Source organism: Tritonibacter mobilis F1926 (assembly GCF_000376545.2).
GTDB classification, from domain to species: Bacteria; Pseudomonadota; Alphaproteobacteria; order Rhodobacterales; family Rhodobacteraceae; genus Epibacterium; species Epibacterium mobile.
The window spans coordinates 1,133,179-1,147,589 of the sequence record NZ_CP015231.1; the positions used below are offsets into that span (position 1 = coordinate 1,133,179).

Sequence of the window (14,411 nt, forward strand, 5' to 3'; positions counted from 1 at the left end):
TTGTGCCGCAGAGTGGGCACAGTAAGAGTGCGGGTATGACGCAGACTGTTGAACTTCCTCTTTGGGCTTTTGTGCTGATCCTGCTGTTTGCAGCGGTGACATTTGCGTCGCATTTCCTGTTTCCCTCGGTGCGCTGGTTCTTTCGCCGTCGGCTGGAACGGGCAGTGGCGCGGCTCAATCAGCGGCTGGAGCGCCCGATTGAGCCGTTCAAGCTGGCGCGCCGCTACGACATGATCCAGCGGCTGATCTATGACCCGCAGGTGGCGCAGGCGGTCTCGGACCATGCGGCGGCAAAGGGCATCCCGGAAAACGTCGCCTTTGAGGAGGCCCGACGCTACGCGCGCGAGATTGTGCCGTCCTTTTCGGCGTTCACCTATTTCAGCTTTGCGATCCGGGCGGCGCGGCTGCTGTCGAATGCGATCTATCGGGTGCGGTTGGGCAGTTACGACGAGGGGCTTTTGAAGGCCATCGACCGTGACGCCACCGTGGTTTTTGTGATGAATCACCGCTCCAACATGGATTACGTGCTGGTGACCTATCTGGTCGCCAAACGCTCGGCCCTGTCCTACGCGGTGGGTGAATGGGCGCGGGTCTGGCCGCTGAGCCTGCTGATCCGGGCGATGGGGGCCTATTTCATCCGGCGCAAATCACAAAATGCGCTCTACCGGGCCGTGCTGGCGGCTTATGTGCGGCTCGCCACGCGGGCAGGGGTGACGCAGGCGATGTTCCCCGAGGGGGGGCTGAGCCTCACGGGGGCGATGGCCCCGCCCAAGCATGGCTTGCTCAAATACATCGTGGATGGCAGCGCCGAGGTGGGCAAGGACGTGGTCTTTGTGCCGGTGGCGCTGAATTATGACCGGGTGCTGGAGGACAAAATCCTGATCCGGGCCGCACAGACCGGCGACCGGCGATTCCGGGCGCGGATCGGGGCGGTGATGCTGCGTTTGCTGCGGCAATTCTGGCTCTGGGTGACCGGACGGTATCAGCATGCGGGGCAGGCGGCGGTGAGCTTTGGCCGCCCGCTCAGCGTTAGCGAGCTGCCGCAAACCTCTCGTGAAGATCGCGCGCGGATGCTGTCGACCGAGCTGATGCGAAGGATCGGAGAGGTGGTGCCAGTGCTGCCGGTGCCGATGGTCAGCTATCTCTTGTTGCAACGCGGCGCGATGAGTGAGGCGGCATTGTTGCAGGCGTTGCGCGACACCGTGGCGCGCATGCCGCTGGCGAGCATCCATTTGCCCGAACACGCCCATGATGCCGCCATTCAGAGCGCGATATTGCAGATGCGCAGGCGCAAGCTGATCCGCACCTCTGGTGGCGTTGTCACGCCGGACCGGAGCCAGATTGATATGCTGCGGTATTACGCCAATTCCATTGCGCATCTGGTGCCTGCTGCCTTGGAACCACCTTCGGAGACGGAGGTTATTTCTGCGACCGCAAAAGAAAATTCTGCATCCGCTGGGTCATAAAATTACAAACAGTGACTGATTGGGGTTGCTTTATTACCTTACCGTTCGTACTCCTTGGGGGAGAACGGCGCGATTCTGCGTTGCAGAACCACTGCGCCGACAGATCGAGACCAAGGGAGGCCGACATGGCTCTGGACACTCAGGACGGCATGATGACCTACGACGCACCGCAAAAAGACCTCTATGAAATGGGGGAAATCCCCCCGATGGGCTATGTGCCCAAGCAGATGTACGCCTGGGCGATCCGCAAGGAACGCCATGGCGAGCCGGATACTGCGATGCAGCAGGAAGTGGTCGATGTCCCCACACTCGACAGCAACGAAGTGCTGGTTCTGGTGATGGCGGCGGGCGTGAACTACAATGGCGTCTGGGCTGCATTGGGCCAGCCGATTAGCCCCTTTGACGGCCATAAGGCCCCCTACCATATCGCCGGTTCTGATGCCTCGGGCATCGTCTGGGCGGTGGGTGACAAGGTGAAGCGCTGGAAGGTCGGCGACGAGGTGGTGATCCACTGCAATCAGGATGATGGCGACGATGAGGAATGCAACGGCGGTGATCCGATGTATTCCACCAGCCAGCGGATCTGGGGCTATGAGACGCCGGATGGCTCTTTCAGCCAGTTCACCCGCGTGCAAGCGCAGCAGTTGATGCCGCGTCCCAAACATCTGACGTGGGAGGAAAGCGCCTGCTACACGCTGACGTTGGCCACCGCCTATCGGATGTTGTTCGGCCATGAGCCGCACGACCTGAAACCGGGCCAGAACGTGCTGGTCTGGGGCGCCTCGGGCGGGCTGGGGTCTTATGCGATCCAGCTGATCAATACGGCGGGTGCAAATGCGATTGGTGTGATCTCGGACGAAAGCAAACGCGATTTTGTCATGAGTCTTGGCGCCAAGGGTGTGCTTAATCGCAGAGATTTCAACTGCTGGGGGCAATTGCCCACCGTGAATACACCGGAATATGCGCAGTGGTTCGCAGAGGCGCGTAAATTCGGCAAAGCGATCTGGGAGATCACCGGCAAGGGCAATAATGTCGATATGGTGTTTGAACACCCCGGTGAAGCGACCTTCCCGGTGTCGACCTTTGTGGTGAAAAAAGGCGGCATGGTGGTGATCTGCGCGGGCACCTCCGGGTTCAACTGCACCTTTGACGTGCGCTACATGTGGATGCACCAGAAACGTCTGCAAGGCAGCCATTTTGCGCACCTCAAACAAGCGTCGGCGGCCAATAAGCTGATGATTGAACGCCGTCTGGACCCTTGTATGTCTGAGGTCTTTACCTGGGCGGACCTACCGGCAGCACATATGAAGATGCTGCGCAACGAACATAAGCCCGGCAATATGTCGGTGCTGGTTCAAGCGCCCAAAACTGGCTTGCGCACACTTGGTGAAGTGCTCGACGCGTAACCCCAGCCTTTGCTGAACGCTCAAAACATCCGCCCCTAGGGGCGGGTGTTTTTGTTTGAGACGTGGAGTGGCCACCCCATTGCCAAGCGGCCTTTTCGTTGGTTGACTGGTCGGCAGGCGAGAACTGCGCTATTTCGTCAAGCAAGGTGACAGCGCAATGCAACCCCAGATAGAATGATCAATGTCGATGACATATCTCATAAGTTGGGATGGTTTAAGCGGCTCAGAAATTTATAGTAGGAGAATAGATCTAAAAGATCTAATGTAGGGCACGCAAAAAGACTCAGGCCCGCAGCAACGCTCTGAAACAGACACGACAGACTTTCTAAGAACCAGTGTCAGGTCCGACCTGAGCAGGGGCCGACTTAATAGACCAGCGCGTTATATGCAGCGTGGCCCCGGCATCGTCGGACGCAAAGCTCCGACAGCAAGTGCGAGATAGAATGGTACGACGTCAAAACCTGAACGCGATTCTCGAAATGATCGAGAGTTCAGCCAATCTTGAAGAGATTGGTGAGGTTCTGACGCAGTTTCGAAACCTCCTGGAGGTGGATCACGTCTTTTACCGCTGGGTGGACCGTTCGGGCAGCATCAACGGATGCTCGACCTTGCCGGTGGCGTGGCAGGACCGCTATTCCGCCATGGGCTATCACCGCATCGATCCGGTTGTGATCGGCTGCTACACCGCGTTTCACCCTGTCGATTGGCGCGATCTGGACTGGTCGGCGCGGCTGGCGGCAGCGTTTCGCAAGGATTCACTGGCCTTTGGGGTCGGCAATCAGGGCTATAGCGTGCCCGTGCGCGGACCTGCCGGACAATATGCGGTGTTTAGCATCACCAAGACTTGCAAGGGCGACGTGTGGGATAAATTCACGCGTAAACACAGCCGCGATCTCATTCTTGTGGCTCATTACGTGAACCGCCGGGCACTGGATTTTGAGATGTCCTTCTATCCGCTGCCGGAACAGCCGCTGTCGATGCGCGAATCCGAGGCACTCAGCCTGCTGGCCGAGGGGATGAGCCGTGCGCGTGCGGCGGAGGCGATGGATATCTCTGAACATACGCTCCGCGTTTATATCGAGGGCGCGCGCAGCAAGCTGCAGGCGCAGAATACGACCCATGCGGTGGCACGGGCCGTGACGATGGGGCTGATCGGGGCCTGATGCCACTGGTGTGCCCCGGCGCACGCCTGTAATGTCGCGCCATGACACAGGCCACATCTCCAGCGCCCGCGCTGCAATTCTCTGACGATCAGGCACAAGCCTTTGATGCCCTTACGGAACAGCTGCGCAAAGCGGGTGTCGATCTGGGCGAGGACTTGCTGCATCCGCCGCGGGGTGAAACCGGCGTCAGCGCCGTGATCGGCAAGGCCGGATCGGGCAAGACGCTATTGCTGGCGGAGTTTTACAAAGCCTTGGCTGCGGCCGGTGTCGATGTGGTTTCCGGGGACTATGAAAGCCGAAAGAAAGCCGACAAACGCACCTTGGCCATTCTGGCGCCCACCAACAAGGCGGCAAGCGTGTTGCGCCTGCGCGGTGTGCCGGCCACCACCATCCACCGCATTCTTTATACCCCGGTTTATGATCCCGAATATGAGCGCATTGCCGAGTGGCTGGCGGGCGAGGGGGAGCGGCCCGAGATTGAGGGGCTGAGCGAGGAGGCGCTGGCGCGCGCCGAAGCCTTTTATGCCACCAACAAATCCATGCCGGGCGCATTGGCAGCTGCGGGGCTGCGGGGTTCGGATTTCATTACGGGTTGGAAACGGCGTGAAGAGCCGCTGGACATCGGCTTTGTCGATGAGGCCTCGATGCTGGACAATCGTCAGTTTGAGGATCTGAAGGAGATTTTCCCGACGCTGGTGCTGTTTGGCGATCCGGCGCAGTTGGCACCGGTGAACCAGTCGGGGTCGATGGTGTTTGAGGACCTGCCCGAAGAGCGCAAGCTGATCCTCAACCGTATTCACCGCCAGGAGGCCGATAACCCGATCCTCGATCTGGCCCATGCGCTGGCGGACCCGCAGCTGGGGTTTGAAGATTTCGAGCGCATGGTTGAGGACAAAGCCCGTCAGGACGAGCGCGTGGTCTGGGGGCAACGGGTCGAGGTCGACCTGATGGCACGCTCGCCGGTGCTGGTCTGGCGCAACAACACGCGCATCCGGCTGATCAACGCGTTTCGCGCGGTACATGGCGCGCCCGAAGATCAGCTCCTTGAGGGTGAACCGCTGATCTGTGACGGGTTGGAGCTGCCGCTGAAACACCGCAAGAAACGGCTGGATCTGGAGGCACGTGGCCTGATCAAGGGCGCGCAGGTGATCTACCTCGGCCCCGGCCGCAAACCCGGATTTTCGCGCCTGCATGTGATGGGGGCAGAAGATCCGCAGGTCTCTGCCGCCTCTATCGTGAAGATCGAAAAACCCGAGGAAGAAGAACCGTTTATTCCCTTTGCCGCGCGCATGGGGGCGACGTTTTTGCATGGTGCGGCGGTCACGATCCACAAGGCGCAGGGCTCGCAATGGGATACGGCACAGGTTTTTGCCCCCGATATTTACGCAGCCGCCCGGATGGGGCGGGTGGAGGCGGGCCAGCCCCTGTGGAAGCGGCTGGCCTATGTGGCCATCACCCGCGCGCAGGAGCGGCTGATCTGGGTGGTGCGCAATCGGTTGGCGAAGCCCACAGGCCCGCTGCCGGTCGATGACTTGCGGCAGGTGGCGGCCCCGACATTGACGCTTGAGGCACAGGGTGAGGAGGCTCCGGTATGACAAAATCTATTCTGGTCACAGGTGCCAGTTCCGGGATCGGCCGCGCGGTGGCGGAGCTGTTCCTTGGGCACGGCTGGACGGTTGGTCTGTTGGCACGGCGGGAGGAAAAGCTGGCGGAGATCGCCGAGGGGCAACGCCGTGCCGTGGTGCTGCCTGCGGATGTGACCGACCCTGCAGCGGTGGAGGCCGCGTTTGATCACTTCTGCACCGAGGCCGGGCGGATTGATGTGCTGTTCAATAACGCTGGCATCTTTACCCCGCCGGGCACCATTGACGAGATCGCGCTGGAGGATTGGTTCGCGGCGGTGAACGTCAACCTCAACGGCATGTTCCTATGTGCGCGGGCGGTGTTTGCCCGGATGCGCCACCAAAGCCCACGGGGCGGACGGATCATTAACAATGGCTCTATCGCTGCGTATGTGCCGCGCCCTAATAGTGTGCCCTATGCGGCGACCAAGGCGGCGATCACCGGGCTGACCAAATCGCTGTCGCTGGATGGGCGTGCCTATGACATCGCCTGCGGGCAGATCGACATTGGCAATGCCCGCACCCCGATGGTGGCGGATCTGGCGCAGCGGCAGGCCGAGGCGCAGCCGGACGCGCCGCCGATGGACACCTTTGATGTGGCCGATGCGGCGCGCTCTGTTCTGCATATGGCGGAGCTGCCGTTGGAGGTCAATGTTCAGTTCATGACCGTGATGGCAACAAAAATGCCCTATATCGGTCGCGGCTGACCTTTGGTGTTGATCCGGGACGGGGGCGCTCCCGCCCATATGCCCCGCGCCGTGCGGCACGTCGCCTCTGGTTGGGCCGGGCGCCGCGCTGACGCGCGGCGCGGGTGCGCCAAGTTCAGCGGTCGCGCAGAAGCTGGAAACCGGCTGCCGCGCCCCAACCTGAAATCACCGCTATCAGCAGCGCCAACAGGCCATAAATCGCGGGTTGTTCGCGTGAGAGATTGAACAAAAAGCGCTCCATCCCCACCTTGTTGACCTCAATCACCGTTTCGTACTGGGACACCACCCGGCCTGCGCGGGTCAGGAAGATACGCGTGCGATAATGGCCTTCGATCAGATCCGCGGGCATACGCAGGGCGGTGCGAAACAGGGTCTGTTCGTCCAAGGCAACGGCGTTTTCCTGTAGCGAATAGAACCCCTTTTCCTCGCGGATACGCATTAAGGCTTCGGTGAAGGTTTGCGCGCCTTCAACGGTGGAGCCTACGGAACGGATCGCCCGATGGATCGAGACCTTATGGCGCAGATCTTCCGTGTCGCTGAGTGCCTCTGAAAACGGTGCAGAGGTGGCAACGGCGTAAAAGCTCGGCGCGGAGTCGACGGTGACGGCTTGTGTGTTCACCCAGATCCCAAATTCGCGATCCTTGCGACGCACCATCACCGGCTCGCTGGGGCCAGAGACGGTGACGACAACCTCAAGAGGGGCATCGGTGGCAATGGGGGATTCGCGTTTTACCGCGCCGAAGATCAGGATTTCAGAGCCGTCAAAGGTCGCGGTGATGGCAACGCGGTCCTGGCTGAGGCCGAGGACGACTTCTTCGGCAGCGGCGATGCTGGCTGTGAGGGCCGCCCAACACGTCAGGGCAATCAGGCGCAAGAGGGGCATCAGTGCACCTCCCGGATCGGTGTCACAGAGAAGACTTCGCTGGGTTCCAGCAGCAGATCAAGCGCCAGTTTGGCGCAAACCAGAATGACGAGGAGGGCGAGCAGAATGCGCAGCTGTTCGGCCTTTAGCAATGTGCCAATACGGGTGCCGAACTGCGCCCCCACAACGCCGCCAATCAGCAAAAGCACCGCAAGGACAATATCCACGGTCTGGTTGGTGATCGCATGCATCATCGTGGTGGCCGCCGTCACGGTGATAATCTGAAACAGCGAGGTGCCGACCACGACTTTTGTGGGCATGCCCAAGAGATAGATCATCGCGGGCACCATGATGAAACCACCGCCAACCCCCATGATCGCGGTGAGCATCCCGACAAAGAGCCCAACCGCAACTGGCGGCAACACCGAGATATATAGACCCGAGGTGCGAAAGCGCATCTTGAGCGGCAGGCTATGGACCCACCCGCGTTGGCGTCGTTTGGGCGGTCCGCCGCGTTTGGATTTGCGCAGGGCATTGACGCTCTCGATGAACATCAAACCCCCAACAATGCCGAGGAAGACCACGTAGCAGAGCGTCACAAACAGGTCGATCTGCCCGAGAGATTTCAGATAGTTAAAGATCGCAACGCCAAGTGCTGCGCCGATGAGGCCACCGGCTTGCAGAACGGCCCCCATCTTGAGGTCGACGGTGCGGCGGCGCAGATGCGCAAGCACGCCGGAGACCGAGGAGGCGACGATCTGATTGGCCCCAGTGGCCACCGCCACCGCCGGAGGGATGCCGATAAAGAACAAGAGCGGCGTCAGAAGGAAACCACCGCCGACACCGAACATGCCCGAAAGCACCCCGACCATGCCGCCAAGTCCCAGAATAAGGAATGCATTCACGGCCACTTCGGCGATGGGGAGGTAAATGTTCATATCGCTGAGGCGTCTTCTGCTGGCGAGTGGGCGTGGGGATGACACCCACGGGCTGTGTGTGGTTCGACCATAGAACAGGCTGATTTTGAAAGCGACAGCCCGCGACAGAAAAACGCCCCCGCGCTCAGGACTGAGGCGGGGGCGCTACAGCGCGCGCTAAGGCGTGCGGCGTTTGCCCGGAGTTTCATCACCAAGCCGGGCAGTGACGTTTGCTTTAGCGTTCCTTCACATAGGGCTGGCCACCGGCGCGCGGCGGGATCGCTTTGCCGACAAAGCCTGCGAGGATCACAACGGTCAGCACATAGGGCAGGGCGTCCATCACCTGCACCGGGATCGACACACCGCCGAGCTGGATGCTCTGGAACCGCAGGGCTACCGCTTGCAACAGGCCAAACAGCAGACAGGCCCCAAGCGCGTGCCAAGGGCGCCATTTTGCAAAGATCAGGGCGGCCAGCGCGATATAGCCGCGACCGGAGGTCATTTCCTTGACGAAACCCGCCTGAAGACCGGTGGCGAGATAGGCACCCGCGATGCCACAGAGCACGCCCGCAATGCCGATTGCGGCAAAGCGCAGCCCACGCACGGAAACACCTGCGGTGTCCACAGCGGCCGGGTTTTCCCCCACGGCGCGCAGGCGCAGGCCAAAACGGGTGCGAAACAGCACCCACCACGTCAGGGGCACCGTCAGGGCGGCGACATAGACCAGAATGGAGTGTCCGGAGATCAGCTCGGACCAGATCTGCTGGATTACGTTGGCCTCGCCAATCAGCTCGCTGAGAGGGCGACCGGCGGCTTCGGCTTCGGAAGGTCCAATGGCAAAGGGCAGTTCAATCCCGTTGAAGCGCCCCTCGGTTAGCAATGAGGGCGTGCGCCCCCCCTGACGAAACCAGCTCTCGGCAATCAAGACCGTGAGACCGGAGGCCAGAAAGTTGAGCGCCACGCCCGAGATCAGCTGATTGCCACGGAAGGTGATCGAGGCCAGACCGTGCAGACCAGAGAGCAGCATGGATGCGCCAATCCCGGCCAGTAGGCCAAGCCAGACATTCCCGGTGACGGCGGCGACGGCGGCAGAGAAAAACGCTGCCATCAGCATCTTGCCCTCAAGGCCGATGTCGAAAATGCCTGCGCGTTCCGAAAACAGACCTGCCAGACAGGCCAGCAGCAGCGGCGTCGCCATGCGCACGGTGCTGTCGAGCACCTGAATGAGTGTCAGGAAATCCATCAGGCGTTCTCCTTCCGGAAGGCGAGGAAAATCTTTTCAATCGGCATCCGCACCATATTGTCGAGCGCGCCGGTGAATAGGATCACGAGGGCCTGAATGACCACGATCAGCTCGGACGGGATATTGGTCCAAAGCGCCAGCTCCGCGCCGCCCTGATAGAGGAACCCAAAGAGGATCGCCGCGAGGAAGACGCCAAACGGGTGGTTGCGGCCCATCAAGGCCACCGCGATCCCGATGAAGCCGGCGCCCTCGGTGGCGTTCAGCACCAGACGTTCGGCCTCGCCCATGACGTTGTTGGTGGCCATCAATCCGCAGAGCGCGCCGGAGATCAGCATGGTGATCATCACCGTGCGCACCGGTGAAATACCTGCATAGACCGCACCGCGCTCGGATTTGCCCAAGGCGCGGATCTCGTGGCCCAGCGGCGTGTGCCAAATGAGGCCCCAGACCACGATGCAGGCGGCAATGCCGACAAAGAGCGTGACATTGGCGGGGGCGGATTTGGAGAACTCGATGCCGATTGGCGCAAGGATCTCATGCAGAGAGGGCAGTTGCGTGCTTTCGGGGAACTTGGCCGTGGCCGGGTCCATCGCGCCCTTAGGCTTGAGGACGCTCACCAGCATGTAGTTCAGCACCGCTGCCGCGATGAAGTTGAACATGATGGTGGTGATCACGATATGGCTGCCGCGCTTGGCTTGCAGATAGGCGGGGATCGCGGCCCATGCCGCACCAAAGATCCCGGCCCCCACTGCGGCGACAAGCAATGCAATCGACCAATGCGGGAAGGGAATATAGAGGCAGACAATGGCGAGGCCCAGCCCGCCGATCATCGCCTGACCTTCACCACCGATGTTGAACAGACCGGCATGGGCGGCGACCGCCACCGCGAGGCCGGTAAAGAGGAAATTGGTGGCGTAATAGAGCGTGTAGCCCCAGCCATAGGTGGACCCCAGCGCGCCATTGACCATCAGGTTCAGCGCCTCCATCGGGCTTTCGCCGATTAGCAGGATCACGATTGCGGAAATTACGGCGGCCAACAGGAGGCTGATCACTGGGATCAGCACCACATCGGCCCATTTTGGCATCTTTTCCATTTACGCGGCCTCCCCCGCGACGCCGGCCATCAGGAGGCCGAGTTCTTTTTCATCGGTTTGATCTGCGGGGCGTTCGCCCATGATCTTACCGTCAAACATCACCGCAACCCGGTCGCTCAGCGACAGGATTTCCTCTAGCTCCACCGAGACCAGCAGGATCGCCTTGCCTTGGTCGCGCAGCTCCATGATCTGCTGGTGGATGAACTCGATCGCGCCGATATCGACACCGCGGGTGGGCTGGCCGATCAGCAGGAGGTCGGGGTTGCGCTCAATCTCGCGCGCCACGACGATCTTCTGCTGGTTGCCGCCGGAAAAGCTCTTGGCGGCGAGCCAGGGATTGGGCGGGCGGACGTCGAATTTCTCCATCTTGGCCTCGGTGTCGGCGCGCAGAGCGGCGTTGTCGAGGAACAGGCCCTTTTTATAGATCTCTTCGCGGTGATAGCCGAAGGCGACGTTTTCCCAAGCATGGAAGTCCATGATGAGACCCTCGCGCTGGCGATCCTCGGGCACATGGGCGATGCCTGCGTGACGGCGGGCGCGTGCGTCCGAGCCCTTGCCCGAAAGTGGCAGTGGCTGGCCGTTGATACGGATGCTACCGGTGCCCTCGCGCATACCGCCAAGCACCTCCAGCAGTTCCGACTGTCCGTTGCCCGCAACACCTGCAATGCCAAGGATTTCGCCCGCGCGCACGGTGAGGTCAATGTCTTTCACGCGCTGCACACCGGCACTGTCGACAACCGAGAGCTTTTCGATCTCAAGGATTGGCTTGCCGGGGGTGGCGGGAACTTTATCGACGCGCAACAAGACCTTACGGCCCACCATCAGCTCTGCGAGCTGCTCGGGGCTGCTTTCGGCGGTCTTTACGGTGGCGGTCATCTGGCCGCGCCGCATCACTGAGACGGTGTCGGTATATTCCATGATCTCGCGCAGCTTGTGCGTGATCAGGATGATGGTTTTGCCTTCCGAGCGCAGCCGGTCGAGGATGCGGAACAGCTGGTCGGCCTCGGCTGGGGTCAGCACGCCAGTGGGTTCGTCCAGAATGAGGATTTCGGCCTTGCGGTAGAGCGCTTTGAGGATCTCCACCCGCTGCTGCATGCCAACGCCGATTTCGTCGATGCGTTTGTCGGGATCGACATAAAGCTCGTATTCTTCCTCCAGCTCCTTCAGCTCCTTGCGGGCGCGAGAGAGCGAGGGCATCAGCAGGCCGGAATCCTCGGCGCCGAGCACGATGTTTTCAAGCACGGTGAAATTCTCAACCAGCTTAAAGTGCTGAAAGACCATGCCAATCCCGGCGGCGATGGCGGCCTGACTGTCGGGGATCTCGGTTTTGGTGCCCTTGATCCAGATCTCGCCTTTGTCGGCCTTATAAAATCCGTAGAGAATGCTCATCAGCGTGGATTTACCCGCGCCGTTTTCGCCGATGATCCCATGGATCGTACCGGGCTGGACGCTGATGGAAATGTCCTTGTTCGCCTGGACGGGGCCAAAGGCCTTGGAAATGCCTTTGAGTTCGATTGCTGGTGCCGTCATCGGGGCTCCCCTGTCATCTCATCGCCGGTTCCCGCGTGCGAATACGCGGGGATTTCATGATCATGTTAAGAAGGACCGGGACGGGAAAAACCAAACCCGGAGGGCACGCGGGACGCGACCTCCGGGCCATATGCAAACGCCCCGTCCGCCGGGCAATCAGCCATGGGCGGAGCGGGGCGCGGATCATGTGATCAGAAGTTCAGAACCGGGCAGCTGTCGTCGCTGGTGTAGTTGTGAACCTTGATGTCGCCGGCGATGATCTGTGCCTTGGCCTCTTCGACAGAGGCCTGCATCTCATCGGTGATCAGCTCTGCGTTATACTCGTCCATTGCATAGCCAACGCCGTCATCAGACAGATCGAGGGTGACTTTGCCGACTTCGAGATCGTCGCCAGCCATCAGGATGTTGTAGACCGCAACGTCCACGCGTTTCAGCATGGAGGTCAGCACCTTGCCCGGATGCAGGTGGTTTTGGTTGCTGTCGACGCCGATGGAGAGGATGCCCTCATCGGCAGCGGTTTGCAGAACGCCCACGCCGGTGCCGCCCGCTGCCGCATAGATCACATCCGCGCCCTGAGAGATTTGCGCCTTGGTCAGCTCGGAGCCTTTAACCGGGTCGTTCCAGGCCGCCGGGGTGGTGCCGGTCATGTTGGAAATGACGGTCGCATCCGGGTTCACAGCCTTGACGCCCTGCGCGTAGCCGCAGGCAAATTTGCGGATCAAAGGTACATCCATGCCACCGATAAAGCCGACGGTGCCGGATTTGGAGGCTTCAGCCGCCAGCATGCCCACGAGGAAGGAGCCTTCGTGCTCGGAGAAGCTCACAACATGGACGTTGGGGGCATCGACCCAGCCGTCGATGGTGACGAATTTGGTGTCGGGGTAGTCACCGGCCACGTCTTCCAGCGGCGCGCTCATGGCGAAACCGGTGGTGATGATCGGGTTGGCACCGGATTCCGCGAAACGACGCAGCGCCTGTTCACGCTGGGCTTCGGACTTCATCTCAATCTCGAGGTACTTGCCGCCGGTCTCATCCGCCCAACGCTTGGCACCGTTGTAGGCGGCCTCGTTGAAGGATTTGTCGAACTTGCCGCCGAGGTCGAAGATGACAGCCGGGTTTGCCAGTGCGGTACCCGCGGTCAGCGCGACTGCCGCAGCTGCGCCCATGAGCGATTTCATCAGGGTCATTCAGTTACTCCCAGTTTTTTCTTTTTTGCCCCGCGTGGCGGGCGTGTCCGTTCAAAAAGGTGGAGCGATTTAGCCTGTTGCGCATGCCCGGGGTCAACATTTTTTTGACCATCCGGTCTAAAAATATGCACTTCCGTTAAGGAAGGCTCCGTTTCATAAGCATGGCATCCGCCGCTGCAGCCTGTGGTCGCGGATAATAGGCCTTTCGAATCCCAACAAGGCCGAATCCGCAGGCTGAGTATAGCGCCTGTGCGGCGGTATTGTCTTGTGCGACCTCAAGAAAAGCCTCCTCTGCCCCGCGCGCCGCCGCGTCATGCATCCATTGTTGCATGATCTTGAGGCCAAGGCCTTGCCGCTGATGTGCCGGGTGGGTGGCAATGGTGAGCAATTCGGCCTCACCTGCGATTTCGCGCACAACTGCAAAGGCGCGGGCATCGCCGGTCAGAGCGGTGAAACGGTCGGCCAGAAGCTCTGCAAATTCCTGCGCGGACCACGGTCGGGACTGGGCAAAGGCCGCCTTATGCGTGGCAGCGAGCGCTTCTGGGGTGGCGTGCGGCAGGATCGGATCAGTCATCGAGCAGGGCAGGCGGCTGTTCGCGCGAGGGGGCGGCATCGGCCTCGCGCAGATAAAGCGGTGCCGGTGCGGGCAAATCCGATTGTGCTAAGCGGGTGGCCGCAACACGGGCAATGGCCTCCGCCATCGGGTAGCGTGCCATCGCCACCGTGCCACCACATCGCGCGGCAATCTCATGCGCGCGGTGGCCAATGCAACGGGCACCGGTCGCCAGTGGCGGCAGGTTGTCTGTGGTGAACAGGCCGGGGTGCTCAGCGTCAATTTGCAGATACAGGTGGTCGCGGCGTGCATCGAGGCTGGAGATCACCGGTTTTTCTTGCCCAAAGGCTTGCGCCTCAAGGCTGGAGACGCCGATGGCGGGCACATCAAGTCCCAGCGCAAGGCCGCGTGCGGCAGAGACTGAAATGCGGATGCCGGTGAAATTGCCGGGGCCTATGCCAACCGCGATGGCGTCCAGATCCGCCCATGTCACGCCGCCGTCGGTCAGGAGTTCCTCGAGCAATGGTATCAAGCGTTCCGCCTGACCCTTGGCCATTTCCTCGCGGCGCTGCGCCAGTACGCTGTCGCCGCGCAACAACGCCGCCGCGCAATGGGCCGATGAGGTGTCAAAACCCAGGATCAGGGGGGCGTCGGTTGGCAT

The 14,411-nt window shown here is 61.0% G+C and carries 13 protein-coding genes; 5 read left to right on the plus strand and 8 right to left on the minus strand.

What is annotated here, in order from left to right; translation table 11 throughout:
- Positions 1–35: 35 nt before the first annotated feature.
- From K529_RS20855 to K529_RS20875, 5 genes are all read left to right on the plus strand, one after another.
- Positions 36–1,466, plus strand: coding sequence for a 1-acyl-sn-glycerol-3-phosphate acyltransferase (locus tag K529_RS20855; protein WP_046002301.1), 1,431 nt, complete (start codon positions 36–38; stop codon positions 1,464–1,466).
- 125 nt (positions 1,467–1,591) lie between these two features.
- Positions 1,592–2,872 (plus strand): crotonyl-CoA carboxylase/reductase, encoded by a 1,281-nt coding sequence (ccrA, locus tag K529_RS20860; protein ID WP_005649336.1) that lies wholly within the window; start codon positions 1,592–1,594, stop codon positions 2,870–2,872.
- Between the two features lie 443 nt (positions 2,873–3,315).
- Positions 3,316–4,035 (plus strand): helix-turn-helix transcriptional regulator, encoded by a 720-nt coding sequence (locus K529_RS20865; RefSeq protein WP_005649340.1) that lies wholly within the window; start codon positions 3,316–3,318, stop codon positions 4,033–4,035.
- Between the two features lie 41 nt (positions 4,036–4,076).
- On the plus strand, positions 4,077–5,630 hold the full coding sequence (locus tag K529_RS20870) for an ATP-dependent DNA helicase (protein WP_046002302.1): 1,554 nt from the start codon (positions 4,077–4,079) through the stop codon (positions 5,628–5,630).
- Complete coding sequence (locus K529_RS20875) at positions 5,627–6,364, plus strand: SDR family oxidoreductase (protein ID WP_046002303.1); 738 nt, start codon at positions 5,627–5,629, stop codon at positions 6,362–6,364. Before K529_RS20870 ends, K529_RS20875 begins: the two co-directional genes overlap by 4 nt.
- Positions 6,365–6,479: 115 nt before the next feature.
- On the opposite strand, the gene K529_RS20880 is transcribed toward K529_RS20875, so the two are convergent.
- The 8 genes from K529_RS20880 to tsaB all read right to left on the minus strand — a co-directional run bounded on the left by K529_RS20880 (position 6,480) and on the right by tsaB (position 14,411).
- Positions 6,480–7,247 (minus strand): TIGR02186 family protein, encoded by a 768-nt coding sequence (locus K529_RS20880; RefSeq protein ID WP_005640870.1) that lies wholly within the window; start codon positions 7,245–7,247, stop codon positions 6,480–6,482.
- Positions 7,247–8,164 carry a sulfite exporter TauE/SafE family protein gene (locus K529_RS20885; protein WP_005640868.1) on the minus strand — a complete coding sequence of 306 codons (918 nt, stop codon included), beginning with the start codon at positions 8,162–8,164 and terminating at the stop codon, positions 7,247–7,249. Before K529_RS20885 ends, K529_RS20880 begins: the two co-directional genes overlap by 1 nt.
- 214 nt (positions 8,165–8,378) lie before the next feature.
- The gene (locus tag K529_RS20890; RefSeq protein ID WP_005640867.1) at positions 8,379–9,386 is read right to left on the minus strand and encodes an ABC transporter permease; all 1,008 of its coding nucleotides are present in this window, start codon (positions 9,384–9,386) and stop codon (positions 8,379–8,381) included.
- Positions 9,386–10,480, minus strand: a complete 1,095-nt coding sequence (locus K529_RS20895) for an ABC transporter permease (RefSeq protein ID WP_005640865.1) — start codon at positions 10,478–10,480, stop codon at positions 9,386–9,388. The genes K529_RS20890 and K529_RS20895 overlap by 1 nt, the downstream gene beginning before the upstream one ends.
- Positions 10,481–12,010 (minus strand): ABC transporter ATP-binding protein, encoded by a 1,530-nt coding sequence (locus K529_RS20900; RefSeq protein ID WP_005640863.1) that lies wholly within the window; start codon positions 12,008–12,010, stop codon positions 10,481–10,483.
- A 191-nt stretch (positions 12,011–12,201) separates the two neighbouring features.
- On the minus strand, positions 12,202–13,197 hold the full coding sequence (locus tag K529_RS20905; protein WP_005640862.1) for a BMP family lipoprotein: 996 nt from the start codon (positions 13,195–13,197) through the stop codon (positions 12,202–12,204).
- A 136-nt stretch (positions 13,198–13,333) separates the two neighbouring features.
- Entirely contained in the window at positions 13,334–13,771 is a 438-nt protein-coding gene (gene rimI / locus K529_RS20910) for a ribosomal protein S18-alanine N-acetyltransferase (RefSeq protein ID WP_046002304.1), read from the minus strand.
- Complete coding sequence (gene tsaB, locus K529_RS20915; protein ID WP_046002305.1) at positions 13,764–14,411, minus strand: tRNA (adenosine(37)-N6)-threonylcarbamoyltransferase complex dimerization subunit type 1 TsaB; 648 nt, start codon at positions 14,409–14,411, stop codon at positions 13,764–13,766. The genes rimI and tsaB overlap by 8 nt, the downstream gene beginning before the upstream one ends.

What these genes read in the sequence shown, in the direction of transcription:
- K529_RS20870 (WP_046002302.1), top strand. Translation starts at nt 4,077, where the DNA reads ATGACACAGGCCACATCTCCAGCGCCCGCGCTGCAATTCTCTGACGAT.
- tsaB (WP_046002305.1), bottom strand. Translation starts at nt 14,411, where the DNA reads ATGCCAACCGACGCCCCCCTGATCCTGGGTTTTGACACCTCATCGGCC.
- K529_RS20905 (WP_005640862.1), bottom strand. Translation starts at nt 13,197, where the DNA reads ATGACCCTGATGAAATCGCTCATGGGCGCAGCTGCGGCAGTCGCGCTG.
- K529_RS20875 (WP_046002303.1), top strand. Translation starts at nt 5,627, where the DNA reads ATGACAAAATCTATTCTGGTCACAGGTGCCAGTTCCGGGATCGGCCGC.
- K529_RS20885 (WP_005640868.1), bottom strand. Translation starts at nt 8,164, where the DNA reads ATGAACATTTACCTCCCCATCGCCGAAGTGGCCGTGAATGCATTCCTT.
- K529_RS20900 (WP_005640863.1), bottom strand. Translation starts at nt 12,010, where the DNA reads ATGACGGCACCAGCAATCGAACTCAAAGGCATTTCCAAGGCCTTTGGC.
- K529_RS20880 (WP_005640870.1), bottom strand. Translation starts at nt 7,247, where the DNA reads ATGCCCCTCTTGCGCCTGATTGCCCTGACGTGTTGGGCGGCCCTCACA.
- K529_RS20855 (WP_046002301.1), top strand. Translation starts at nt 36, where the DNA reads ATGACGCAGACTGTTGAACTTCCTCTTTGGGCTTTTGTGCTGATCCTG.
- K529_RS20895 (WP_005640865.1), bottom strand. Translation starts at nt 10,480, where the DNA reads ATGGAAAAGATGCCAAAATGGGCCGATGTGGTGCTGATCCCAGTGATC.
- ccrA (WP_005649336.1), top strand. Translation starts at nt 1,592, where the DNA reads ATGGCTCTGGACACTCAGGACGGCATGATGACCTACGACGCACCGCAA.
- K529_RS20890 (WP_005640867.1), bottom strand. Translation starts at nt 9,386, where the DNA reads ATGGATTTCCTGACACTCATTCAGGTGCTCGACAGCACCGTGCGCATG.
- K529_RS20865 (WP_005649340.1), top strand. Translation starts at nt 3,316, where the DNA reads ATGGTACGACGTCAAAACCTGAACGCGATTCTCGAAATGATCGAGAGT.
- rimI (WP_046002304.1), bottom strand. Translation starts at nt 13,771, where the DNA reads ATGACTGATCCGATCCTGCCGCACGCCACCCCAGAAGCGCTCGCTGCC.